The organism is Bradyrhizobium sp., from assembly GCF_016213215.1.
Lineage (GTDB): Bacteria > Pseudomonadota > Alphaproteobacteria > Rhizobiales > Xanthobacteraceae > Bradyrhizobium.
The window spans coordinates 1-24,188 of record NZ_JACRAW010000008.1; the positions used below are offsets into that span (position 1 = coordinate 1).

At 62.7% G+C, this 24,188-nt stretch carries 26 protein-coding genes, 1 pseudogene and 1 riboswitch; of the genes and pseudogenes, 17 read left to right on the forward strand and 10 right to left on the reverse strand.

The window, feature by feature from the left end; translation table 11 throughout:
* The 7 genes and pseudogenes from HY852_RS01835 to HY852_RS01865 form a co-directional block, all read left to right on the forward strand.
* A pseudogene (locus HY852_RS01835) lies at positions 1–220 on the forward strand (M20 peptidase family dipeptidase); the annotation flags it as partial.
* 106 nt (positions 221–326) lie between these two features.
* Entirely contained in the window at positions 327–1,241 is a 915-nt protein-coding gene (locus HY852_RS01840; RefSeq protein ID WP_291602131.1) for an amino acid ABC transporter substrate-binding protein, read from the forward strand.
* Between the two features lie 199 nt (positions 1,242–1,440).
* Positions 1,441–2,172 carry an amino acid ABC transporter permease gene (locus HY852_RS01845; protein ID WP_291602134.1) on the forward strand — a complete coding sequence of 244 codons (732 nt, stop codon included), beginning with the start codon at positions 1,441–1,443 and terminating at the stop codon, positions 2,170–2,172.
* Positions 2,173–2,176: 4 nt separating this feature from the next.
* Positions 2,177–2,869 (forward strand): ABC transporter permease subunit, encoded by a 693-nt coding sequence (locus HY852_RS01850; protein WP_291602136.1) that lies wholly within the window; start codon positions 2,177–2,179, stop codon positions 2,867–2,869.
* 209 nt (positions 2,870–3,078) lie between these two features.
* Entirely contained in the window at positions 3,079–3,633 is a 555-nt protein-coding gene (locus HY852_RS01855; RefSeq protein WP_291602137.1) for a nucleoside 2-deoxyribosyltransferase, read from the forward strand.
* Positions 3,634–3,788: 155 nt separating this feature from the next.
* Entirely contained in the window at positions 3,789–4,523 is a 735-nt protein-coding gene (locus HY852_RS01860) for a TlyA family RNA methyltransferase (protein ID WP_291602139.1), read from the forward strand.
* The gene (locus HY852_RS01865) at positions 4,516–5,766 is read left to right on the forward strand and encodes a class I SAM-dependent RNA methyltransferase (RefSeq protein ID WP_291602142.1); all 1,251 of its coding nucleotides are present in this window, start codon (positions 4,516–4,518) and stop codon (positions 5,764–5,766) included. The genes HY852_RS01860 and HY852_RS01865 overlap by 8 nt, the downstream gene beginning before the upstream one ends.
* 28 nt (positions 5,767–5,794) lie before the next feature.
* Here HY852_RS01865 and HY852_RS01870 read toward each other — a convergent pair whose 3' ends face one another.
* A complete protein-coding gene (locus HY852_RS01870) occupies positions 5,795–6,319 on the reverse strand; it encodes a DUF4166 domain-containing protein (RefSeq protein WP_291602144.1) in 525 nt (174 codons plus the stop codon).
* A 411-nt stretch (positions 6,320–6,730) separates the two neighbouring features.
* Between HY852_RS01870 and HY852_RS01875 the strand changes: the two genes are divergently transcribed.
* Positions 6,731–8,737: a methyl-accepting chemotaxis protein gene (locus HY852_RS01875; RefSeq protein ID WP_291602145.1), complete on the forward strand. Its 2,007-nt coding sequence runs from the start codon at positions 6,731–6,733 to the stop codon at positions 8,735–8,737.
* A gap of 315 nt (positions 8,738–9,052) precedes the next feature.
* On the opposite strand, the gene HY852_RS01880 is transcribed toward HY852_RS01875, so the two are convergent.
* Together HY852_RS01880 and HY852_RS01885 are read right to left on the reverse strand one after the other, a co-directional pair.
* Positions 9,053–9,340, reverse strand: a complete 288-nt coding sequence (locus HY852_RS01880; protein ID WP_291602146.1) for a hypothetical protein — start codon at positions 9,338–9,340, stop codon at positions 9,053–9,055.
* 61 nt (positions 9,341–9,401) lie between these two features.
* Positions 9,402–9,731, reverse strand: a complete 330-nt coding sequence (locus HY852_RS01885) for a GcrA family cell cycle regulator (protein ID WP_291602147.1) — start codon at positions 9,729–9,731, stop codon at positions 9,402–9,404.
* Between the two features lie 732 nt (positions 9,732–10,463).
* Between HY852_RS01885 and HY852_RS01890 the strand changes: the two genes are divergently transcribed.
* Together HY852_RS01890 and HY852_RS01895 are read left to right on the forward strand one after the other, a co-directional pair.
* Positions 10,464–10,673, forward strand: coding sequence for a cold-shock protein (locus HY852_RS01890; RefSeq protein ID WP_291602150.1), 210 nt, complete (start codon positions 10,464–10,466; stop codon positions 10,671–10,673).
* A gap of 131 nt (positions 10,674–10,804) precedes the next feature.
* The gene (locus HY852_RS01895) at positions 10,805–11,893 is read left to right on the forward strand and encodes a fatty acid desaturase (protein ID WP_291602152.1); all 1,089 of its coding nucleotides are present in this window, start codon (positions 10,805–10,807) and stop codon (positions 11,891–11,893) included.
* An 88-nt stretch (positions 11,894–11,981) separates the two neighbouring features.
* On the opposite strand, the gene HY852_RS01900 is transcribed toward HY852_RS01895, so the two are convergent.
* Together HY852_RS01900 and lpxD are read right to left on the reverse strand one after the other, a co-directional pair.
* On the reverse strand, positions 11,982–13,214 hold the full coding sequence (locus HY852_RS01900) for a cyclopropane-fatty-acyl-phospholipid synthase family protein (RefSeq protein WP_291602153.1): 1,233 nt from the start codon (positions 13,212–13,214) through the stop codon (positions 11,982–11,984).
* Positions 13,215–13,492: 278 nt separating this feature from the next.
* Positions 13,493–14,518 carry a UDP-3-O-(3-hydroxymyristoyl)glucosamine N-acyltransferase gene (gene lpxD / locus HY852_RS01905; protein ID WP_291602155.1) on the reverse strand — a complete coding sequence of 342 codons (1,026 nt, stop codon included), beginning with the start codon at positions 14,516–14,518 and terminating at the stop codon, positions 13,493–13,495.
* A gap of 599 nt (positions 14,519–15,117) precedes the next feature.
* Between lpxD and HY852_RS01910 the strand changes: the two genes are divergently transcribed.
* Together HY852_RS01910 and HY852_RS01915 are read left to right on the forward strand one after the other, a co-directional pair.
* Entirely contained in the window at positions 15,118–15,294 is a 177-nt protein-coding gene (locus HY852_RS01910) for a hypothetical protein (RefSeq protein ID WP_291602157.1), read from the forward strand.
* Positions 15,295–15,531: 237 nt separating this feature from the next.
* Positions 15,532–16,053 carry a hypothetical protein gene (locus tag HY852_RS01915; protein ID WP_291602159.1) on the forward strand — a complete coding sequence of 174 codons (522 nt, stop codon included), beginning with the start codon at positions 15,532–15,534 and terminating at the stop codon, positions 16,051–16,053.
* 24 nt (positions 16,054–16,077) lie between these two features.
* On the opposite strand, the gene HY852_RS01920 is transcribed toward HY852_RS01915, so the two are convergent.
* The gene (locus HY852_RS01920) at positions 16,078–16,926 is read right to left on the reverse strand and encodes a DUF1194 domain-containing protein (RefSeq protein WP_291602161.1); all 849 of its coding nucleotides are present in this window, start codon (positions 16,924–16,926) and stop codon (positions 16,078–16,080) included.
* 227 nt (positions 16,927–17,153) lie between these two features.
* Positions 17,154–17,228, forward strand: a riboswitch (Fluoride riboswitch).
* A gap of 90 nt (positions 17,229–17,318) precedes the next feature.
* Between HY852_RS01920 and HY852_RS01925 the strand changes: the two genes are divergently transcribed.
* From HY852_RS01925 to clpS, 5 genes are all read left to right on the forward strand, one after another.
* Positions 17,319–18,533 carry an MFS transporter gene (locus HY852_RS01925; protein ID WP_367116308.1) on the forward strand — a complete coding sequence of 405 codons (1,215 nt, stop codon included), beginning with the start codon at positions 17,319–17,321 and terminating at the stop codon, positions 18,531–18,533.
* Positions 18,534–18,621: 88 nt separating this feature from the next.
* Positions 18,622–19,020: a fluoride efflux transporter CrcB gene (crcB, locus tag HY852_RS01930; RefSeq protein ID WP_291602165.1), complete on the forward strand. Its 399-nt coding sequence runs from the start codon at positions 18,622–18,624 to the stop codon at positions 19,018–19,020.
* The gene (gene crcB, locus HY852_RS01935; protein ID WP_291602167.1) at positions 19,017–19,448 is read left to right on the forward strand and encodes a fluoride efflux transporter CrcB; all 432 of its coding nucleotides are present in this window, start codon (positions 19,017–19,019) and stop codon (positions 19,446–19,448) included. Before crcB (HY852_RS01930) ends, crcB (HY852_RS01935) begins: the two co-directional genes overlap by 4 nt.
* Positions 19,449–19,450: 2 nt before the next feature.
* Complete coding sequence (locus HY852_RS01940; protein ID WP_291602169.1) at positions 19,451–19,792, forward strand: DUF190 domain-containing protein; 342 nt, start codon at positions 19,451–19,453, stop codon at positions 19,790–19,792.
* A gap of 50 nt (positions 19,793–19,842) precedes the next feature.
* Positions 19,843–20,148, forward strand: coding sequence for an ATP-dependent Clp protease adapter ClpS (gene clpS / locus HY852_RS01945; RefSeq protein ID WP_291602171.1), 306 nt, complete (start codon positions 19,843–19,845; stop codon positions 20,146–20,148).
* Between the two features lie 46 nt (positions 20,149–20,194).
* On the opposite strand, the gene HY852_RS01950 is transcribed toward clpS, so the two are convergent.
* The 4 genes from HY852_RS01950 to fabI form a co-directional block, all read right to left on the reverse strand.
* A complete protein-coding gene (locus tag HY852_RS01950; RefSeq protein ID WP_291602173.1) occupies positions 20,195–21,385 on the reverse strand; it encodes an adenylate/guanylate cyclase domain-containing protein in 1,191 nt (396 codons plus the stop codon).
* A gap of 83 nt (positions 21,386–21,468) precedes the next feature.
* Entirely contained in the window at positions 21,469–22,560 is a 1,092-nt protein-coding gene (aroC, locus tag HY852_RS01955) for a chorismate synthase (RefSeq protein WP_291602175.1), read from the reverse strand.
* 171 nt (positions 22,561–22,731) lie between these two features.
* Entirely contained in the window at positions 22,732–23,331 is a 600-nt protein-coding gene (locus HY852_RS01960) for a histidine phosphatase family protein (protein WP_291602177.1), read from the reverse strand.
* 12 nt (positions 23,332–23,343) lie between these two features.
* On the reverse strand, positions 23,344–24,162 hold the full coding sequence (gene fabI, locus HY852_RS01965) for an enoyl-ACP reductase FabI (protein WP_291602178.1): 819 nt from the start codon (positions 24,160–24,162) through the stop codon (positions 23,344–23,346).
* Positions 24,163–24,188: the final 26 nt, after the last annotated feature.

Consider the following 24,188-nt stretch of genomic DNA (forward strand, 5'->3'; position numbering starts at 1 on the left):
CGGTAAATCGCCGGCGATCCTGCCGAATTTCGGCGGCTCGCTGCCCAATGAGGTATTTTCGGAGATCCTCGGCCTGCCGACGATCTGGGTACCGCATTCCTATCCGGGGTGCTCCCAGCATGCCCCCGACGAGCATATCCTGCTGCCGGTCACCGAGGAGGCCCTCGCCGTGATGGCCGGCCTGTTCTGGGATCTGGGCGAACTGGAACGGCCGGTCTAGGCGGGGTTTTGGGCGTCAAGGGAATTCCGCCGCCGAAAGGCACATTCTATTCCGGCCCGATTTATGCAAGCATGCGGCCGATCAACCTGAAGGGGGAGAGAGTATAGTGAAACATCTTCGTATCATCGCCGTGGCGGTCGCCGCCACCTTTGCCGCCCAGGCGGACGCCCAAGAACTGACCGGCACGTTGAAGAACATCAAGGAGACCGGCGCCATCACGCTCGGGCACCGCGACTCCTCGATCCCGTTCTCCTATCTCGACGACAGCCAGAAGCCGATCGGCTACGCCATGGACATCTGCTACAAAATCGTCGAGGCGGTGAAGAAGGAGCTCAAGCTCGACAAGCTCGAGGTCAAGCTCAATCCGGTGACGTCGGCGACCCGCATTCCGTTGATGGCGAACGGCACGATCGATCTCGAATGCGGCTCGACCACGAACAATGCCGAGCGCCAGAAGCAGATCACCTTCACCAACACCCATTTCCTGACCGCGAGCCGATACGTCTCGAAGAAGTCGAGCAAGATCAATGCGATCGACGACCTCAAGGGCAAGTCCGTGGTCTCGACCGCCGGTACCACCAACATCAAGCAGCTGACCGAAGCCAACGCCGCGCGCGGGCTGAACATCAACATCATCCCGGCCAAGGACCACGCCGAGGCCTTCCTGATGGTCGAGACCGACCGTGCGGTTGCCTTCGTGATGGACGACATCCTGCTCGCAAGCCTGGTTGCCGGATCGAAGGATCCGAGCGCCTACGTGATCTCCAAGGATGCGTTCTCCAAGCCCGAGCCCTACGGCATCATGCTGCGCAAGGACGATCCGGCCTTCAAGAAGGTGGTCGATGCGGCCACCGCCGCGCTCTACACCAGCGGCGAAGGCCAGAAGATCTACGACAAGTGGTTCATGCAGAAGATTCCGCCCAAGGGCCTGAACCTCAACACGCCGATCGCGCCGGAATTGAAGGCGGAGTTCGCCAAGCCGTCGGATTCGCCGGATCCCGACTCCTACAAGGCGAATTGAGTTCGATCCTTGCCGTCCGGCCCCTGCAATGGCCCGGTCATTGCTTGGGCGCCGAAGGCGACGATCGTCCAACAAGCGTGTTGTTCGCTGAAGTCGGTTCACCTCTCCCCGCACGCGGGGAGAGGGATTGCACCTGCCGAGCGGCTGCATTCGATCTGGTTTCATCCAGCTTTGCCAAGATGTTTGCGGAAGGGGACTCGTGAACTACAACTGGAACTGGCACATCTTCTTCGAGCCGAATCCGATGGGGACCGGTACCTATCTCGACATGCTGCTGTCGGGACTGGTGCTCACCATCAAGACAGCGCTGCTGGCCTGGGTCATCGCGCTCATCTTCGGCTCGATCATCGGCGTGGTGCGCACGCTGCCGTCGAAGGCGGCGTCCTGGATCGGGTTCGGTTACGTCGAATTCTTCCGCAACATGCCGCTTCTGGTGCAGCTGTTCCTGTGGTTCTTCGTGCTGCCGGAGGTATTGCCGCCCGCCGCCGGGCTGTGGCTGAAGCAGTTGCCCAATGCGCCGTTCTGGACGGCCGCGATCGGAGTTGGCCTGTTCATGTCGGCACGCGTGGCGGTGCAATTGCAGGCCGGCATATCCTCGCTGCCACGCGGGCAAAGGCAGGCCGCGACCGCGCTGGGGCTGACCACGGTACAGGTCTATCGCTACGTGTTGCTGCCGATGGGCTTCCGCATCATCCTGCCGCCGCTGACGTCCGAATTCCTCAACACCATCAAGAACACCGCTGTCGCCATTACCATCGGCCTACTTGAACTGACAGGCCAGGCGCGTTCGATGCAGGAATTCTCCTTCCAGGTCTTCGAGGCCTTTACCGCCGCGACGCTCCTCTATCTTCTGATCAACGCCATCGTCGTGACCGCGATGCGCTTCCTCGAGCGCTACGTCGCGATTCCCGGCTATATAACGGGGAAATAGCGCGATGCTCGGCAGTTTCGATTTCGACGTCATCCAGCGCTCGCTCTTCTACCTCTTCTACGAGGGCATGACGTTCACGCTCACCCTGACGGCGCTTGCCGCGGCCGGCGGGCTTGCCTTCGGCACGATGATCGCGTTGATGCGGCTGTCCGGGTTCAGGCTGCTCGCGCGCATTGCCGGGGTCTATGTCGACTTCATGCGCTCGCTGCCGCTGGTGCTCGTCATCTTCTGGTTCTATTTCCTCGTGCCCTATATCGGCCAGTGGGTGACCGGCTCTTCGCGCCCCATCAAGGTCGGTGCATTTTCTTCCTCGCTGATCACCTTCATCATGTTCGAGGCGGCGTATTTTTCCGAGATCATGCGCGCCGGCATCCAGTCGATTTCGCGCGGCCAGCCCGCCGCAGCGCAGGCGCTCGGTCTCACCTACGCCCAGACCATGCGCTACATCGTGTTGCCGCAAGCGTTCCGCAACATGCTGCCGGTGCTGCTGACCCAGACCATCGTGCTGTTCCAGGACACTTCTCTGGTCTACGTGCTTTCGATCCCGGATTTCCTCGGCGCGGCCAGCAAGGTCGCGCAGCGGGACGGCCGACTGGTCGAAATGTACCTGTTTGCGGCCCTGGTCTATTTCACCATCTCCTGTTTTGCCTCATACGGCGTCCGTCGCCTCCAGGCGCGTATTGCCATTATTCGATAGGTGAGAACGTGGATTTGAGATTTCGAAACGGGTTCGCCTTCACCTCTCCCCTGGGGAGAGGTCGGATCGCGCCAGCGATCCGGGTGAGGGGGTAAGGTCCCACGAGAGACGGCGCCCCTCACCTGGCGCTTCGCGCCGACCTCTCCCTGTGGGAGAGGTTTAGACCGAAGCCTCAGCAGGATCTCTGTTCGCGCAGGATTGGTGAGCCGATGAAAATCTACCTGGCGGGTCCCGACGTGTTCCTGCCGGTGGCGGTCGAGATCGGCCGCCGCAAGGCGGCGATCTGCGCGAGCCATGGCCTCACCTCCCTTTATCCGCTGGACAACGCGATCGATCCCGCGGCCGAGGACGCCTCGCTAAGGATCTTTCACGCCAACAAGGCGATGATGGACGAGGCCAGCGCCGTCATCGCCAATCTCACGCCGTTTCGGGGGCCGGGCGCCGATCCCGGAACCGTCTACGAACTCGGTTACATGGCAGGTTCCGGCAAGCTATGCCTCGGCTATTCCAACGATCCCTCCCCCTACGCTGACCGCGTCGCGCGCTTCATCGATGTAAGTCCTGAACAAGGGCGCCTGGTCGACGCCCACGGGCTGACGGTGGAGGATTTCGGCCTCACCGACAATCTGATGATGGTCCACGCCCTTGACCTTCACGGCGGCGCGCTCATTGTCCCGCCCCATGCGCCTGCAAACGTCTGGGATGATCTTTCCGCGTTCGAAGCCTGCGTCCGCATGGCGGCCGAGCGGCTTGCCACTAAATAGAAGGTAGAGCGCGATGGGATTAGGTGGAATCACCATCGTGCTCTAGGTTTTGATTGAGCATGATCTGCGCGCAAACGCTTTGCGCTTGTCGCGAAAACCGGTGCCCGCTTTTCCTGATCATGCTCTAGCCTGGTCTGAAACGACACGAGCGCACGATGTCATCTGCCCGCAAACGCGCCGACAGCCTGCTGGTCGAACGCGGCCTGTTCGAGAGCCGGGCGCGGGCGCGCGCGGCGATCGAAGCGGGGCTCGTTACCGCCAACGACAAGCCGGTCACGAAACCTTCCGATATCGTCGACGTCGACGCCGTCATTGCGGCTCAGCCCGCCCACCCCTATGTCTCGCGCGGCGGGGTGAAGCTTGCCGGCGCGCTGGAGCAGTATCCGGTCGACCTCGAGGACCGCGTCTGCCTCGACGTCGGCGCCTCCACCGGCGGCTTCACCGAAGTGCTGCTCGCCAATGGCGCAAGCCTCGTCTTTGCGGTCGATGTCGGCCGCGGCCAGTTGCATCCCTCGCTGCGCGGGCATCCCAAGATCGTCTCCATGGAGGAGACCGACATCCGCAAGCTCGAGGGCAAGCGCCTGGCGGCGCGGCCGGATGTCGTGGTCATCGACGTCAGCTTCATCTCGCTCAAGGCGGTGCTGCCGGCGGCCTTGGGGCTCGCAGCGGCGCCGATGCACCTGCTCGCGCTGATCAAGCCGCAATTCGAAGCGGATCGAAAGCACTCCAAGCACGGCATCATCCGCAACGCCATGGTGCATCAGGAGATCTGCGACGACATCGCCGCGTTCGCGGCTTCCCTCGGCTGCACCAACATCGAGGTGTTTCCGTCGCCGATCAAGGGCGGCGACGGCAACATCGAATTCTTCCTCGGCGCGCGCCGTGGCTGAGCGACTCCTGATCGATCATCTCGGCCATCGCGGCGACGGCGTCTCCATCGAAGGCGGCGAAGCCATCTACGTGCCTTACACGCTGCCCGGCGAAACGGTCGACGTGGGGCCGGTCCCCGGCCATCATCCGGACCGCCGGCACCTCTTGGCCGTGGAGCGCGCGAGCCCCGAGCGCATCACCCCGTTCTGCCCGCATTTCGGCGTGTGCGGCGGCTGTGCGATCCAGCACTGGGAGACTGAGGCCTATCGCGCCTGGAAACGCAGCATCGTGGCTGAGACGCTGGCGCAGGCCAGGCTCGACTGCGACGTCGCGCCGCTCGTCGATGCCCATGGCAAAGGCCGCAGGCGCATTACGCTGCACGCGCGGCTCGGCACCCATGAGGTGCTCAAGGTCGGCTTTGCCGCCACCAACTCCCACGAGGTCGTCCCGATCGATCACTGCCCCATCCTCGATCCGGCACTCCATGGTGCGATCGAGGCCGGCTGGGCGCTCGCCGAGCCGCTGCTGTCGAAGATATCGATGGGCAAGCCACTCGACATCCAGGTCAGCGCGACCGACAACGGCCTCGACGTCGACGTGCGCGGTTCGGGTCCCCTGCCCGCGACCATGATCGCCAGCCTGTCGCGCGTTGCCGAGCAGCATGGCCTGGCACGACTGACGCGCCACGGCGAACTGGTGCTGCTGCGAAAACCTCCGACGGTGCGGATGGGCGCCGCGCAGGTAACGCTGCCGGCGGGCTCGTTCCTGCAGGCCACGACCGCCGGTGAAGAAACGCTCGCCGAGCTCGTCCTCGAACGCATCGGACGTGCGAAGGAGACCGCCGATCTGTTCTGCGGCGTTGGTCCGTTCGCGCTGCGCCTCGCTGCCAGGACGCGCGTATTTGCCTTCGACAGCGACGCCGGCGCAATCGAAGCGCTGCGCAAGGCCGCCGCCGCAACACCCGGATTGAAGCCGGTCAAAGCCGAGGCGCGCGATCTGTTCCGACGTCCTCTCGTGCCGCAGGAGCTGCGCGACTTCGACGCGGTCGTGTTCGACCCTCCGCGCCAGGGCGCGCAGGCGCAGGCGCTCAAGCTTGCGGCGAGCAAGGTACCGGTGGTGGTCGCCGTCTCCTGCAATCCGTCGACCTTCGCGCGCGATGCGCGACTGCTTGTCGATGGCGGCTACAAGATCGAGACCGTGACGCCGGTCGACCAGTTTCGCCACACCCCGCATGTCGAGCTGGTGGCGCGGTTTGCGCGATAGAATTCCGCGACGCGAAACAGCGCGCACCTCAGGGGCCGGTGTTGGTCTTCTCTGTCGGTACCAGCCAGCCGCGGTAGTGCACCACATGACCGACCAGCGGAAAGGCCACATGGATATCGAAGACGAAGCGCTCCGCATCGCCGGTTTCGCTGCATTCGATGGTCGGGCGGCTCCACCCCGGCAGAGGCAGACCCAGCAGACGCCAGCCAGCCAGCGACCAGTTGAGACCCTTGTCGCCGGGTTCGAGGCGGAACAGCAGTTCGAACGGGCCAAAATGCTCGATCAACAAGCCTTCGTCGTCCCGCCGCCCAGCCTCCATGACGCTGGCATAGCGCCGGGAGGCGAAGCGGCGGTCCCAGAATTCGGTGCCGCGGCCGTCGGGGTGGAACGAAACACTCACCGGCACGTCGCGGCCCGGTTTGGGCAAGCCGGCGACCCGGCACAATAGCCGGGCGACCGGATTGGCGGAGACGGTGATCTCGGCGCGGCCCGAGGTGTGAATGCAGGAATCCAATGCATGCAGTGCCCGCACCGGGACCGGCAGCGAATTCAAGGCGGCTCCCAGGATGTGTTGGAAAGGCGTCATCATCCTTCTCCACGTCGTTGTTCCGGCTTGAACACCATCAGCCCGACGATGACCAGCATGCCGTGAACGCGGTAGTGCTCATTGCGCCGCTTTCTTGCCGTTCCAGTTGTTGATGAATAGCAAGAGCAACCGCAACAGTCGCCACGAGGCCGTTCTCTTGTATTCCCTGGCTCTGCGGGCAACCACCGCGATACCTTTGATGAGGCGAGCGGCACGCGCCACCCAGCAAGATGCCTCGCGCTTAAGCAACGGCGTGCGCAGCAAATAGAAATTTAACCCCGAAAATTTACACTTTTTGCGGAATAAGGATTCTCCCGAATCCACTCGGCCAACAACCACGATCAGTGCACGACGTTCGTGCGCGACAAGGACAAAACCATGGACCGTCCCAGCTCGCTTCGCATCGATTATTGTGGCTTGGACGAAAGCGTCCTTGCGCCGCTGCGGCAGATCAAGCCCTTCGTTCTCGCCGCCATCCCAGGAATCCTGGACCACCTCTACGACAGGACCCAGCGCGTCCCTGAACTGGCCGCGAAGTTTCCGAGTGCAGAGCGCCTTCAATCCGTCAAGCAGGCACAGCAACGTCACTGGATCAGGCTCTTTGACGGACATCTGGACGATGCCTTTGTCGAGGAGGCCGTGACCATCGGCCATGCCCACTTTCACGCTGGGTTCGATCCGAGCTGGTACGTCTGCGCGTATTCCCTCGTTCTGGGCGATATGCTGGCCTGCGTCAGGGCGCACGAAAGCCTGATGCAGACCAAAGGACAACGTGCCCATTCTGGAGAGGTGCTTCAGGCCATCTGCAAGGCCCTGATGTTCGACGTCAGTTTGAGTATCGCCGCCTATTGCGAGGAGGTCGACGCCAGCAAGACGCACGATGTCGAAGGCATGATCAGCGAGATCGATCGTCAGGTTCGCGATACCGTCGGCAGCGTCTCCCAGTACACCCAGTCGATGCTGGACAGCGCCCAATCGATGGCCACGGTCAGCGCAGCGGTCGGACGCAACGCCAAGGATGCGACAAACGCTGCCGGATCAACGCTGGGTTCGGCCCAGGCCGTCGCGGCAGCGTCCGAGGAGCTTCACGCCTCGATCCGGGAAATCTCCCAGCAGGTCTCCCGTTCTGCCGAAACAGCGCAGGCGGCTGTAAACCGGATGGCGGAAACCCAGGGCGTCGTCGACGAGCTCGCCAAGGCGGCGGCGGAAATCGGCCAGGTGGTCAAGCTGATCGGCGATATCGCGGCGCAGACCAATCTTTTGGCACTCAATGCCACCATCGAGTCGGCCCGGGCCGGCGAAGCCGGCAGGGGATTTGCCGTGGTCGCGCAGGAGGTCAAGGCGCTGGCGATGCAATCCGGCAAGTCGGCCCAGCAGATCTCCGAACAGATCGCTCACATCCAGGACGTCGCCAAGAACACGGCCGCTTCCATCGGCGACGTTTCGTCGACGATCGGCAAGTTCGGCGACATAGCAGTGTCGATTTCGGCGGCGGTCGAAGAGCAGACGGTTGCGACCAGCGAAATCGCAAAGACGGTCGGAGAAACTGCCGACCAGGCCAGGCACGTCAACGAGTTGATGACCGAGGTGTCGACGCGAGCCAGCGATGCACATCTGGCATCGGAGTCCGTCTCGCACGGCAGCCGCAATCTCGACGAAGCGCTGAGCGCTCTGGGCCGCCTGCTGACGCGCGCGGTCAGGACCTCCTCTGAAAGCGTGCAGCGCCGTCACTTCCGGCGGCGCTCGATGCTGGCCGACGTCGACGTGGTCGCTGGCGGATCTCGCGAAAAGGCGCAGATGTTCGACATCTCCGAGTATGGCGTCCTGATTTCCTCAAGCTCCAACTGGCCCGCCGGCTCGCGCGTTTCCGTCACCCTTCCCGGGGACGACGTTCACTTCGACGGCGTGGTCGTCGCCTGCGGCAGCGGACTGTATCACGTCAAATCCGACAAGCCCGTGCCGAGCGAAGTCGCGGACAAGGTGGGACAGAAGTATCTCGCTCGTCTGATCGACCTGACGAAGTCGGATCACCGCGCTTTCGTTGCCAAGGTTGCAAGCGCGGTTAAGGGCGAGATCGAGCTGGTGGCCGGCAATCTGGCGACGCACCACACGTGTCGTCTCGGACGCTGGTACGACACTGTGGCTGACGAAACGATGATGAAGAGCGATTCCTTCAAGGCGCTGATGCAGCCCCACGCCCAAGTACACGATACCGGAGCGGCGGTACTGTCGGCGCTGCAGGTCGGCGATCATGAACTCGCCCAGAAGAGACTCGCCGAACTCGAGCAACTCTCGGTCAAGGTCGTCTCCTGCCTGGATGCGCTCAATACCGAGATGCAGGCCGACTACGATCGCGCTCGCGCCAAGCCGGGCAGGGCCGCCTAAAGACTTGCGTTGCCGACATGCCGCATCCCACGGATGCGGTAAGGGCGGCGATGACGGGGTGCTTTCTGCCTGTAGGGCGTGTATTCATAAATCCGTCCTGCAGCCTAAGTGATAGCGGTGTCCGCTCCACCGTCGCAGGCGACATTGGATGCGCACACCGGCACGTCCGATAAGTGGAGAAATCGAACACGCGCCGCTAGGGGACATCCTGCAACCCATCGCGAGCGGTGCGAACTTGCCAGCGGAACCTTGGAAGGACGATAGGCGGGAATCGGCCTTTTCAGGGTTCGCCGAGCCGCCACATCTTGGAATTGGCTACTCCATCACCTCTTCCGTCCTTCCGTCCTCCTTGAAGATTGTTCGCAGCAACCGCCACAGTTCTCGATGCCCGGCAGTTTGGCCGCCTTGTTTCAGGTAATCGGCAATATCCATTGTCGCTGTTTGGATCTCCAGCGTGCCATCGATACCCACATCCAGATGGGCCACTTCGCGCTCGACGTACAAATTTTTCGCGTCAGTATCGAACACAAGCGTGCACCGATCCGCGTGGGTGATCTCGGGGCCCTTGATATGGCGACACAATTCGCGTCTTAGAAGAGCCATTTTCTGCTCCCGTCAGTAGCGATCAATCATCCGATCCTTTTCGACCGGGCGGCAGCAAGCCTCAGCCCGTATTCCTGACCGCATCAGCCAGCATGGCGTAAAGCTGGCGCTTGGTGAATTCCTTAGGCTGCCCCGCCATCGGCTTGCGCGCAGACACAACCCTATCCACCGGGCGGGCACAGGCCGCCAACGGCGCTGGCCTTCGCTTCGGCACCGACACGATCCTGGGGTTGGCGGTTGGCGGCTTGTGACCGCGCTTCTGGCCCATGCGCTTCAACTTCGCGCTCACGGCGTTGCGGCTGTAGCCGAGCCGACTTGCGATCTGGCCGGCACTTTGGCCACCGGCCCAGAGTTTCTTGAGCAGTGCTACGTCTTTCGCATCCCAACTCATGGGAGATACTTATACGCCGACTGCCGGCTACAGGCTAGTCGTTGATCAGGGTGCTCCAGCCGGCAGACAGTCTCGTCGCCGTACCGCAATGAGCGTCCTCACTTGGCGGGCCGATGAGGACACGAGACGTCATCTCGCTATTTGGTTGGGCGGCGGCTTGGCCTATAGCGGCGCGGTCGCAGCAGGTCGGCGCGGTGAAGCGCGTCGTAGAATTATTCTGCGACCAGCGCGGAATGTAAGAATATATCGGCGCCATTTCGCAATGCGCCACAAGCCCTCGGGTGGGATGAAAGGTCGCGATGTAAACTTCATTCTTGGCTGGACCGGCGGGATGGCGCACCGCCAAACATGCGTCGGAATTGGCTGGGCGTTCTCCTGACGCGGCAGCGGCCTGCCCACCTGAGCCTGGCATACGTCTCCAGGTCCCAACTGGCGCCTTCCGAACATAGTTCCCAAGCTGTCAGCAAGCTGATGCCCAACGCGAGATCCGTAATGCGACTATTGGGCAAACAGCGGACATCGGCCACGCCGAGGCTGCAGGCCTTGATCTTCCCCCCATTCGGGTCCATATAGGCCCAATCGACACTTGGCCGAACGACTGGGCCGCTTCGCCTCGTTACTGACGGCGCGCACGTTTCAGACCCCTTCTCCAAAAATCGACCAACCGACGAAGGTTCCGATCCCTCGGAGCCCAAGTCTCACGTGTACGTTGTCAGTGAAAGGACATCTTCCATGAATAAGGGAACTGTGAAGTGGTTTAACAGCCAAAAGGGCTTCGGCTTCATTCAGCCCACCAACGGCGGCAACGACGTCTTTGTTCATATCAGCGCAGTTGAACGCGCCGGCATGAGCACCCTCAATGAGGGACAAAATGTCAGCTTCGATATCGTCGCAGACCGCCGCAGCGGCAAGTCTGCCGCCGAAAATCTGCGCGCCGCCTGAGCGACCGCGCGAAGGGCCATTCAGCTCTGACCACGGATGTACTGGCAGAGCCTGCGGGTTCTGAGTCCCGCGGCCGATCCGTCGGCACGCGGGATTTCTATTTGGCCGCGATCGCGATAAAGGGAGTTGCGATGACGACGTTGCAGAACAACAAGCTACAAATCGTCTTGACCACGGGACATAACTCAGACCCGGCGGCGCTCGACGCTCGGCGTTGGACACGCATTCTGCGCAGCTATTGCACCCCAAACCAGGTGCGCAGCGTCGTTGAATTGGCGATCACGGTGTTGCCGCTCGTGACGTTATGGACCGCGGCTTGGTTCACGTTCTCCCTCGGCTATTCCTGGGCTTCGTTGCTCATCGCGATTCCAGCTGCTGGTTTTCTAGTGCGTCTGTTCATGATCCAGCACGACTGCGGCCATGGCACCTTTTTCGCCCACCGTCAGGCGAACGACTGGGTCGGCCGCATAATTGGCGTACTCACGCTGACGCCTTACGACTATTGGCGCCGCTCGCATGCGATCCATCATGCCACCTGCGGCAATCTCGACCGCCGCGGCATCGGCGACATCGATACGCTGACAGTGCGCGAATATCAGGCGCTCTCACGGTGGGGCCGTCTGAAATACCGTCTTTACCGTCACCCGCTGATCATATTCGGGATCGGACCAGCCTACCTGTTTCTCCTGCAACACCGCCTCCCGGTCGGCCGCATGCGCGACGGCTGGCGGCCGTGGGCCAGCACAATGGCGACTAATCTCGCGATTGCCCTGATCGTCGGTGCGCTCGCGTGGTTCATCGGTATTCAGGCGTTCCTGCTCGTGCATCTTCCGATCATGCTGCTCGCCGCCACAGCCGGCGTCTGGCTGTTCTATGTGCAACATCAATTCGAGCAAACCGCGTGGGAGCATGACGAGCGCTGGACCCTGCATGAAGCTGCTATGCACGGCAGTTCACATTACGATCTACCGGCAGTGCTGCGCTGGTTCACGGCTAATATCGGTATCCACCACGTGCACCATCTCTGCAGCCGTATTCCCTGTTACCGGCTGGGGCGCGTGCTGCGCGACCACCCGGAACTGCGCGAGGTCGGTCGCATAACGCTCCTGCAAAGCTTTCAGTGCGTACGCCTTGTGCTGTGGGACGAGGCGCAGCACCGCCTGGTGTCGTTCCGCGAAGCAGGCCCGGACCTTCAAGAAACGACGATCGCCACACGATAGCCGCCGGCCGCAATTTTCTTGATCCTGACAGCTGCCACCACCAGGGCATCAGGTCGCCTCGGCTGGCAGCATGCCGGGTCGGCGTGGTTCAGCCGGCCATCTTCGCCCAGGCCGCCCGCTCGTAGTCGATCATAAAATCGCGCGTGATCGGCACCGCATCGCGTTTGGTCGACAGCAGCATTTGAAACACCATGTGAGAGCCATGCAGGAATTCGAGCTCAACGGCGGCGAGATAGAATTCCCACATCCGGCAGAACCGTTCGTCGTAGATCGCGGCAGCCCGGGCTCTATTTTTGGCGAAGCGCTCGCGCCAGTGTTTCACCGTGTAGCGATAGTGCAGCCGCAGCACTTCCATGTCGTCGCACCACAGACCGCAGCGCTCAATGGCAGCGAAGGTCTCAGATAGCGCCGGCACATAGGCGCCGGGAAAGATATACTTGCGGATGAATGGGCCGGTGGTGCCGGGCTGCGACATCCGGCCGATGCAATGGATGAAGGCATAGCCCTCAGGCGTCAGGAGTTCGCGGATCTTGCGGAAATATTCGTCAAAATGACCGATCCCGACATGCTCCATCATGCCGACCGAAACCACCCGGTCAAACTGGCCGGTGAGTTGGCGATAGTCCAACTCGCGAAACGCGACGAGATCGGAAACGCCGGCGGCTTCGGCATGAACGCGGGCTGCCTTGATCTGCTCGGGCGAAACATTGACCGCGGTGACGTGGGCGCCTGTTTCGCGCGCCAGATGGATGGCGAAGCCGCCCCAGCCGGAGCCAATCTCGGCGACCGTCATACCGGGCTCCAGTTGCAGCTTGCTGGTGGCGTGGACCAGCTTGTTGCGTTGCGCCTGTTCGAGCGTCTCATGCGCCGGGTCTCGAAAATAAGCGCAGGAATATTGCATCTGATCGTCGAGGAACAGACGGTAAAGTTCGGTAGAGATGTCGTAGTGGTGGCGTGCATGAGCGGCGGCAAGCCCGATCGGATTGGCCTGGTGCCAGCGGCGCAGGCCGCGCCACATCCGCCGCATCAGCTTCTGTGAGCCGTACGAATAGAGCCCGGCGCGGTTGACCGAGAACAGCAGCAGAAAATCATGGATCGCGGCACCTTCCTCAAGCGTCAGCGTGCCGTCCATATAGGCTTCGGCGGCGTATAGCTCCGGATTGATAAACAGCGTTGTGTAGAGCTTGCGATCGTGGAAGTGGATGGAGACGTCTGGCCCGGGCAGGCGTTCGCCGAAGACATGAATCGTCCCCTCGGCATCGCGGACTCGCAGGGTGCCCTGGCGGATGAAGCGTCGAAGCAGATTGGACAACAAACGCACGTGGCGATCCTCCGTGGTCGCTGCAAGTCCTTCAGGCAATCTCCCGAAAGAGATCACACGGCGCCCAACGAAATAGCGCTGAACGATTTCACGGAATCGAACTTCGCATCATCTGGGTCCGTTTCGGGCGATCAAGAGCTTTGGTCGCGTCTCTCCTCCTTCAACAGCCGACATGCGGGGTACATGCGGCGGCATGCCCATTTGGGCTGCCAACAATGGAAGTCGCAAGCGGATATTGGCTTGTACTACGCAAAACCAATCGCGAGATACAAGCCGTCCTATCCTTCTCCCCTTGTCATCTTCTTGAGGGTGGCAGTTTGTCGGAAGAAGTCCATTCTTGGCTGAGCAGGACTTCCAAGCACTCTTGCGGCTGGAGCGATGTCCGAAATGACGCCCGCTTGCGCTCCGATCTCCGCACCTTGACCGATCCGCAGATGCCCGGCCATAGCCGCCTGCCCGCCGACGCGGACGAAATCCTCAAGCACGGTTGAACCCGAAATGCCGACCTGGGCGACAATGACACAACACCGGCCGAGGATCACGTTGTGGCCTATCTGCACCAAGTTATCGAGACGGGAGCCCGCGCCGATCACCGTATCTCGTGATGACCCTCGATCAATCGTCGTATTGGCACCAACCTCAACATCGTCTTCCAGAATTGCCCGACCAAGCTGGGGGACCGATAGAAACCCCTCGCTGGTGGAGGCGAATCCAAACCCTTCTTGCCCGATCCGCGCGCCGGGATAGACGTAGACCCGTGCTCCCAAAATCGCATAGCCCAGGCTCGCATGCGCGCCAATCCGACAGTCTCGCCCAACCATCACGCCGCTGCCGATAACCGCGCAAGGACCGATCCGAGAGCCGGGTCCTATTTCTGCTCCGACCTCAATCACGGACAGCGGTCCGACCTCCGCCGACGGATCGACGATAGCTCCCTCCGCCACGATTGCCGACGGGTGGATACCGGGAGAAACCGGTGGCACGGGATAGAACAGTGCAGCGACACGCGCCCAAGCAGCGTATGGTTCTGTCGTTACGATCGCCACCGTCCTGGCAGACACGCGCGCTGCCATATCAGGATGCACAATCACAGCACCGGCCAACGTCTGATCGAGTGCCGATGCATAGCGTCGGTTGTCAAGAAAGCTCACTTCGTTGGGGCCCGCTGTTTGCAGAGGCGCCACCCCTTCGAAGAGCAGATCGCGTTCCTCGGCAGTCCCGCGTGCCGCGCCCGCAACAACCGAAAGTGGATACGGCCCACTTCGGCGAAAGAACCTTGCATTGCCCAAAGCTGCTTCGACCATATCCCGTTCCTTTCAGGACAATAGGACGTTAGTTGGAGCGCGTTCTTAAGAGCAACGCATCTTCCGACCATGTTTGATTTGAATCAAGCATGGTGATAACCGCCGGTACTGCGCTGAACAGTCTTTTTTGGCTGACCCATGAACGTTTTCACCGCCACTGGAGCGGCCCACCCGCGGCGGCGTAGGGGACCACATCGATTCACACCAGGCGACGATGCTTGCGACGGAGCTTTCAGTGAGACAGGCTGACAGCAGGAATTGCCGCAGTGCGTTGCCCTCCCGACCCTCTGAATGTCATTGGCCCGGATTGACCAACTGCGTCGCCAAAGAGTGCAAATCCCGCGGGATCGCGGGGAGCTGTAGCCAACCGTTTCCATCTAAGTTGCCGGGTCGGGCGCCCTACCTCCCGGGGTCTCGAGAATGTAAACGCCGAGGACGGCGGAACCGTCGATCCGGATTATCGGCGTAAGTCCCGCCGATGTATGTTGCGGGTCAGACCCGGACCTTGGGATGTGTCGAGACAAGAACGGGGCATGTCGAATCTACTTCGACTGTCGGAACTCGCCCGATGGTTGGTTTAAGACGGTGAGGAGGATGTTATGGCCCATGTTCTAATCGTCATCAGCTGGCTTGGCGGGGGTATGAATGGCGCCGCAATATCGACACAGGAATTTACCAGCGCAGAGCGATGCGAAGCAGCCCGGCTGGCGCTGATCGAGTACGCCAAGGCCCGTGGCTATGAAGAGACGCTTCGGCCCATCTGCATGCAAAAGTGAAACAGGGGCGGCTCCCATGTGAATTGTTCGCAGCGCCTCCCCGCTCAGTCTGCACTTCAGTTCATCGCGAAGACAGAGGCTTTGACCTCGGTCAACAGGCTGTCTCCCCGACGGCGCTAGAGAAGCTCCGCGGATTGGGTGGAGCCGATCGTGGTGATCGACAGAAGACAAATGCTCGGTGTCGCGCTCGGGCTTGGGTCCGCCGCGATCCCATTCTCATCATCGGCAGCGGCATCAATGACCTATGAAGAAGCAGTGCGTTCGGCACGTGCGCCGCTGCAGGACGCGCCAAGAAATCGTGAGCTCGTGCGCTTTGCCAGTCTCGCTGCGGCGGCCCCCCGAACAGGTGATGCGCTCATGATCGCGAAGATCATCAAAGCAGCCGGCCTCTACTTCCTCATCGTCTTCGGCACCGGGTTCCTGCTGGGGCCCATCCGCGTTCTATGGCTGGAGCCGCGCATCGGTACGCTCGCGGCCGTGCTCTGTGAAGCGCCGTTCCTGCTTGCAGCTATCTTCGTCGGTTCGCGCCTGGCTCCGCGAGCCGTGCGCATCGAGCCGCGCACGGACATGCTGCTCGCGGTCGGGACTGCCGCGCTCGCGATGCAGCAAACAGCCGATGTGACGGTTGGCCTGGCGCTCCGGGATTTGGCCCTTCGCGATCAGCTCGCGCAATTTGCAAGCGCGGAAGGGGCAGTCTATGCGGCGTTGCTCATCCTGTTCGCGGTCATGCCCTCGCTCGCCAACCGAAACCCGAGATAGAGAGCAGATCGAGCCTTCTCCCCCTCACCTGCCCCAGCGATCCTGCCAGATCTTCTCCCCGATCAAGCAGTTCACGCGCGGCTCCTTGGCGGCGACGCGCACGATCGGGCGCTCCGGCGTGCGGCCGGCGACTTCCATCAGGAGCTTGGTGCGGATGGCTTCCTTGAACCTGTCGCGTTCCTTGATCGAGACCACGAACGAGCCCGGACCACCGATCACGCAATCCTCGTAATAGTAGTCGAGGTTCTCGATATCCATGGTCGAGAAGGACGGCTCCTTCACCATGATCGGCAGGCCGTTGATGATGATCCCCTTCTCCAGCGCGGCATCGCGCGCCATGGTGACGGGGACGCCGTTGTTGTTGGGGCCGTCGCCGGAAATGTCGATCACGCGGCGCAGCCCGCGCCAGGGACTCTCGTCGAACAGCGGCATCGCGAAATTGATCGCGCCCGAGATCGAAGTGCGCGAGGCGCGACGGATCGGCGTCTTCGTGATCTCCGCGGCTACCGCATCCGCCGTCTCGGGCCCGTCGATCAGCCGCCAGGGGATGATGATCTTCTGGTCATTGGAGGCCGCCCATTCGAAATAGGTCACGGCGATGCGACCGTTGGGACCGGCTTTCAACGCCTGCAGGAAATCCTTGGACACGATCGCCTGCGCGTAGCCCTCGCGCTGAACCGCGAGCTCGTCCATGTCCATGGAATAGGAAACGTCGACGGCAATAATCAGCTCGACATCGACTGCCTGGCCTTCCCGGTCGGCCGCCTGCTCAATCGGTTGACGTTCCGGCTGCGGCGCAGCGATACCCGCCGCTTGGCCTCCGACTATCGCTCCCGCGACGAATACAGCCCCGATCGAGAACCACCAGCGCATCGCGCCCTCCCGTCGTAGGCAAAGATGGTGACATGCAAACTGCGTGACGCAAAGCGAGAATGTCGAACCTCATTCACATTCAGGTTAGCAGCTCGCTGCATGAGGCTGCGCGACGCGCGGACACGTTGCCCGCGCCCTTTCATCAGCACTGGAATTCGCACGAGCGCCAAACCGGACGCGCGTTCTCGGCCCCCTATTGTGCCGCGCGATTTCCATGCTAGTTTGGTTCCGAAGATGGGGATGGAGTCCCCCGATAACCGCCCGGCGATGTGTTCGTATGGGCTGATGACTCCTGCTGAGGTGGGGCAATCAGATGGCTCCGCTGCGGCGGGAGTATGATCAACCCGCCAGTGGCGGGTTTTTTGTTGCCCGAAGCGTGGTCGAGGCAAGACGTGACGACAACGGAACCAGGTTCTTCCCGGGTGCGGATTCCAGGCGGAGTCTGGGTGCTCGGTTTCGTGTCGCTGTTGATGGATGTCTCCTCCGAGATGATCCACGCGCTGCTGCCGGTGTACCTCGTGACCGTGCTCGGCACCTCCACGATCACCGTTGGTTTCATCGAAGGTACTGCGGAAGCGACCGCATCCATCACCAAGATCTTCTCGGGGGCGCTGTCGGACTGGCTCGGAAGACGCAAGCTTCTGGCCGCGATCGGCTATGGCCTTGCGGCCTGCACCAAGCCGATGTTTCCGCTCGCCCCCTCCGCATCCTGGCTGGTGGCGGCCCGCTTCATCGACCGCGTCGGCAAGGGTATTCGCGGCGCGCCGCGCGACGCGCTGGTCGCCGACATCGCGCCGGCCGAGCTGCGGGGGGCGAGCTTCGGCCTGCGCCAGTCGCTCGATACGGTGGGCGCGTTCCTCGGCCCCCTGCTCGCGATCGTGCTGATGTGGTGGACCTCGGACGATTTCAGGGCCGTATTCTGGGTCGCGGTGCTGCCGGCCTTTCTCTCGTTCGCCCTGATCGTGTTCGCGGTCAGAGAACCGGAACACCGGCAAGACGGCCGCGAGGTGACAAACCCGTTGGCGCTTGCCGCCATCCGGCAGCTCGGGCAGGCCTATTGGCGCGTCGTCATTGTCGGCATCGTCTTCACGCTGGCGCGCTTCAGCGAAGCCTTTCTCATCCTTCGCGCACAGAATGTCGGACTGCACACGATGTGGGTGCCGGCCGTCCTGGTGCTGATGAACATCGTCTACTCGATGTCGGCGTATCCGGCCGGCGTGCTGTCGGACCGCTTCAATCGCAAGGGGCTGTTGCCGGTGGGGCTGTTCTTCCTTGCTGCCGCCGACCTGGCGCTCGCCCTGATGCCTAATCTTGTCGGCGTCGCGCTGGGAGTGATCCTTTGGGGCCTGCACATGGGTTTCACGCAGGGCCTGTTCGCGACGCTTGTTGCCGACACTGCCCCACCGGCGCTGCGCGGGACCGCCTACGGCTACTTCAACCTGTTCACGGGCCTTGCCATGCTGGCGGCCAGCATCTTGGCCGGCGCGCTGTGGGACGCGTTCGGCCCGGCGGCCACCTTCCTCGTCGGTCTCGGCTTTGCGCTGCTGTCGCTCGTGGGACTTCTGGCGATCGGAGGACCGACGGGAAAGCCGGGGATATCATCATGACGGCTGCATTGATGCATGCAAATCGCCGGCCTCGTCCGGCACTTGCCCGCAACGAGGCAGCAAGCGAGGCGAAAGGAGTTCATCGGACGTGCTCAGCGGATTGACAAGCATCGTGATCGGCAGCGTGCTCGGCGGCTGCGCGCGCTATTTCGTCTCCGGCGTGATCGCGCGCCGCCTGGGGGAGACCTTTCCCTGGGGCACCATGACCATCAACGTCAGCGGTGCCTTCCTGATCGGAATCTTCGGCGCGCTGGCGGCCCGCGACGATGCACTGTTCGCAACGCCAAATCCGTGGCTGTTCGCGGTCACCGGCTTTCTCGGCTGCTACACCACGGTCTCCTCGTTCAGCCTGCAAACGCTGACCCTTGCCCGTAGCGGGGAGACCAGCCGCGCGATCGGCAATGTCGTGCTCTCGGTGTCGCTTTGTCTCGCCGCAGTGGCTTGCGGCTTCTGGCTCGCCGATCTCTGGGGACCTGAAGCGCGATGACGAAGGGGATTTCCGCCAGCGCAAGATGGCATACCGCGGTCCTCTACGCCTGGGTCGCGGCGGGAAGCATCTTGGGCGGGCTCACGCGCTATCTCGTCTCGCTCGCGCTCGACACCGGGCCCGGCTTTCCCTGGGCGACGCTGTTCATCAACGTCACCGGCTCGCTCATCATCGGCTTCTACGCCACGCTCACCGGGCCCGACGGCCGGCTGATGGCCAGCCCGCGGCAGCGCCAGTTCGTGATGACCGGCTTTTGCGGCGGCTACACCACGTTCTCCGCCTTCAGCCTCGAGACGTTCAGGCTGTTTCACGGCAGCACGAAATACACGGCGCTCGCCTATATGGCTGCATCCGTCATTTGCTGGCTGTCGGCGGTATGGCTCGGCCACTTTCTGGCCAGCCGCTTCAATCGTTTGAAAAGGAGCTGAACATGCAAATTCCAGGTCAGGCACTCCTGCTCCGGATCTTCATCGGCGAGGAAGACGAGTTCCAGGGCACGCCGCTGTATGAAGCGATCGTGCTGAAAGCGCGCGAGCAGCATCTGGCCGGTGCGACCGTGCTGCGCGGGCCCATGGGCTTCGGCAAGTCGAGCCGGCTGCACACGTCCAAGATCCTGCGCCTTTCCGAGGACCTGCCTTTGATCCTCGAGATCGTCGACAGCGAGGAAAACATCAACAAATTCCTGCCCATGCTGGACGGGATGATGACGAGCGGCCTCGTCACGCTGGAGAAGGTGCAGGTCCTGCAATATGGCGCGAAGGCTGCCAGCTGAACCCAAGTCCGCCTATATAAGAGGGATGGTCGGACTGTGATGGAGGCTGAATGAACAACGCCGTCACCAAGCCGAAGACGCGCACCAGGACCAAGGTCCAGCGCCCGCGGCTGCACAAGGTCATCCTGGTCAACGACGACTTCACTCCGCGCGAATTCGTCGTCACGGTGCTGAAGGGAGAGTTTCGCATGACCGAGGACCAGGCCTACAAGGTCATGATCACCGCGCACAAGAAGGGCTCCTGCGTGGTCGCCGTGTTCACCAAGGACGTAGCGGAGACCAAGGCGACGCGCGCCACCGACGCCGGCCGTGCGAAAGGCTACCCGCTCCTGTTCACGACCGAGCCGGAGGAATAGGCGTCTTTGAAAGAGCCGCGCACATCGGCAAAGGCGGCGCGACAACTCAAGCGCCGAGCGCGGCACCTTCGTCGGCCAATCCATATACCCGCTCGGCCTTCGCGAAGCCCGCAATCGGGAATTCACCGAGATCGGTCCACCCGGTCCCGCACACGGAAGCAAAGGCCTGCGACGACACCACCGCGCGATTGAGCCCGCCCGCGATCTTCTCCAGACGCGCCGCGAGATTGACGGCCGGTCCGATGCAGGTGAAATCGAGCCGGTTGCCGCCGCCGATATTGCCGTAGAGGATCTTGCCGACGTGCAGCGCGACGCCGAAGCGGAAGCTCTCGACTGCGTCTCCGATCGGGTACTGCATGGCCTCGACATTGGCGCGTGATTCCTTTGCCGCGTCGACGACGCGCGCACAGACCTGGTGAATGTCGTCTTCCTGTTCGGCAACGGGAAAGACGGCGAGCAGCCCGTCGCCCATGAATTTCAGCACTTCGCCGCCCTGGGCCCTGATCGAGGCCACCTGGCAATCGAAATAGCGGTTAAGAATCTCCACGACCGTCTCGGCCGGCAGCCGGTCCGACAGCGTGGTGAAGCCGCGCAGGTCCGACAGCCAGATTGCCGCCTGCATGCTGTCGGTATGGCCGCGGCGAATCTGGCCGCCCATGATGCGCTCGCCGGCGCGGTTGCCGACGTAGGTATCGAGCAGGAGCGAAGCGGTGCGACGGAGATCGATAATCTCGACATAGCGCGCCAGCACCGGCATGAACGACCGGATTGCACGGAGCTGTTCGTCGGTGAATCCGCCGCGCTGTTTGGTGGTCCAGGTCGCGGCGTGGATCGTATCGTCCATGAAGCGAAGCGGCAGCGCGAAATAATCGGTGGCGCCTTCGTTGCGCAGGTCGGCAAGAATCGGGAAGCGCTCGATCTCCGGGCCGTTGGGATCGCCCCTGACCTCGACGCCTTCTCGGAAGACGATGGCAAGCGGGCTCGCCATAAACTCCGGCGTATTCTGAATGTCGAAATCAACCGTTCCGACTTCGACCGCGGCGCCCGGCTTCCAGATGAAGTTGCGGCCATAGATTTCCGGATGCAGGGTGCGAACGAAAACGCCGACCCGCCACAGTGGCAGTCCGGCCGCAACCAGGCGTTCGCAGCACTCGGCCATCATCGCGCTCGGTGTCGGCGCCGAGCGCGCACCAGCGATCAGCCAGTCGTTAACGGTCTTGAGGTCTGTGACATTCATGGCCACGCAATCTTGCGGGCGAAGTTTTGCACCCGTCAAGAAGCACTGCGGGTTCCCGATACCTCGCGGTCGCTTCCGGGGTGCTACCTGGCTCCCACCTGGCCGCGATGGCGCAGGAAGTGATCGGCCAGCACGCAGGCCATCATGGCTTCGCCGACGGGAACCGCACGAATGCCGACGCAAGGATCGTGACGTCCCTTGGTCAGGATCTCGGTCTCGGCGCCGCTGCGATCGACCGTGCGCCGCGGCGTCAGGATCGAGGACGTCGGCTTCACCGCAAAGCGCACCACCACCGGCTGCCCGGTCGAGATGCCGCCCAGAATGCCGCCGGCGTGGTTGGACAGAAAACGCGTGCCGTTGTTGCCGGTCCGCATCTCGTCGGCGTTTTCTTCCCCGCTGAGCTCGGCCGCGCCAAAACCGGCGCCGACCTCGACACCCTTGACCGCATTGATGCTCATCATGGCGCCGGCGAGATCGGAATCGAGCTTGCCGTAGATCGGCGCGCCCAGTCCCGCCGGGACGCCCTCGGCGACGACCTCGATCACCGCGCCGATCGAGGAGCCCTTCTTGCGGATGCCGTCGAGATATTCCTCGAAGAAGGCCGCCTTGTCCCTGTCGGGACAAAAAAACGGATTGCGCGCGACCTCGTCCCAGTCCCACTTGTCGCGATCGATCTTGTACGGCCCCATCTGCACCAGCGCACCGCGCACGCGGATGTCGGGCACGACCTTGCGCGCGATCGCGCCGGCCGCCACCCGCATCGCCGTCTCGCGCGCCGACGAGCGCCCGCCGCCCCGATAGTCGCGCAGGCCGTATTTGGCCTCGTAGGTGAAATCGGCGTGGCCCGGGCGAAACTTGTCCTTGATCTCGGAATAGTCCTTCGAGCGCTGATCGGTGTTCTCGATCAGGAGCCCGATCGGCGTTCCCGTCGTCACCTGCACGCCAGTCTCGGGATGCGCCATTACGCCCGACAGGATCTTGACCGCGTCCGCCTCCTGGCGCTGGGTGGTGAAGCGGGACTGGCCCGGACGGCGACGATCGAGGTCGCGCTGGATGTCCTCGGCACCAAGTTCGATCAGGGGCGGGCAACCGTCGACCACGCAGCCGATCGCAACCCCGTGGCTTTCGCCGAAGGTCGTGACGCGGAACATGTGACCGAAAGTGTTGAAGGACATCCGTTGCTCGGCTCGCGCTGACTGTCAGCACCTGTTGTCGACGTGGTAACGCGCATAAGCCCGGCGGTCAAACTGGCAGACCGTCATTTCGGGGCGCCCGAAGGGCGAACCCTGCCCAATTGTGCACCGTAGTTCGATGCTTCGCATCGCCCGGAATGACGGTGCGAGAGGTTAACTATACTTCGTCAGGGCGCCGCCGCGGAACACATAGACGGCACCCTGCTCGATATAGAGGTCGGCGGCGCTTGCCGGCGTCTCGATGCCGAGCGCCACCATCAGGGCCCGCGCGGTACCGCCATGCGCAACCGCAACGGTGTCCGAACGCAGCGAATTGTACCAGTCGCGCATGCGCTGCTGCACCTCGGCATAGGTCTCGCCACCCGGCGGGCACACCGACCATTTGTCGGCAAGCCGCTGCGCATAGAGCTCGGGATGGGAGGCTTCGCTCTCCGCCAGCGTACAGCCTTCCCACACGCCGTAGCCGATCTCGCGCAGCCGGTCGTCGAGTCCGTATTCATTCACCGGCAATTGCAGTTCGGCGCGCACCAGCTCCATCGTCGATCGTGCCCGTCCGAGCGGGCTCGACACGAAGGGCAACGAGAGCGGCTCGCGCCCGTTGCGCCTGAAGAGACCCGTCAGGATATGCGCCGCCTGGACCGCCTGCCGCCGGCCGCGCTCGTTCAGGGGAACGTCCTGCGCGCCCTGCAGCCGGCCCAGCACATTCCACTCGGTCTCGCCGTGGCGAAGGTAGTAGATCATGGGCGGCGACATTTGCGGTGGCAATCAGTCCTTCGCCAGCGAGATGTCGGGCGCGTCCGGCCGCTTCATGCCGACGACGTGGTAACCGGAATCGACGTGATGAACCTCGCCGGTGACGCCGCGCGACAGGTCCGAGAGCAGGTAGAGCGCACTGGCGCCGACCTCCTCGATGGTGACCGTGCGGCGCAGCGGCGCGTTGTATTCGTTCCACTTCAGGATATAGCGGAAATCGCCGATGCCGGACGCGGCGAGCGTCTTGATCGGTCCCGCCGAGATCGCGTTGACGCGGATGTTCTTCTCGCCGAGGTCGGCGGCAAGGTAACGCACGCTCGCTTCCAGCGCGGCCTTGGCGACGCCCATGACGTTGTAGTGCGGCATCCACTTCTCGGCGCCGAAATAGGTCAGAGTCACGATCGAGCCGCCGTCGACGAGCAGCTTCTCGGCGCGCTGGGCGATCGCCGTCAGCGAGTAGCAGCTGATCAGCATGGTTTTCGAGAAATTGTCCGCCGTGGTCTCGATGTAGCGGCCGTCGAGCTGGTCCTTGTCGGAGAAGGCGATCGCATGCACCACGAAATCGATCTTGCCCCACTTCTCCCTGAGCACGTCGAAAACCGCATCGATCGTTGTCGGATCGGTGACGTCACAATGTCCGAGCAACAGGCCGCCGATCTCGGCCGCGAGCGGCTCGACCCGTTTCTTCAGCGCGTCTCCCTGGAAGGTCAAGGCGATCTCGGCTCCTGCCGCGTGGCAGGCCCTGGCAATGCCCCAGGCGATCGACCGGTTGTTGGCGACGCCGAGGACAACCCCGCGCTTGCCCTGCATCAGACCCGAAGTTTGCGCCATCCGCTTTCCAATCCAGCTGGTTTGGG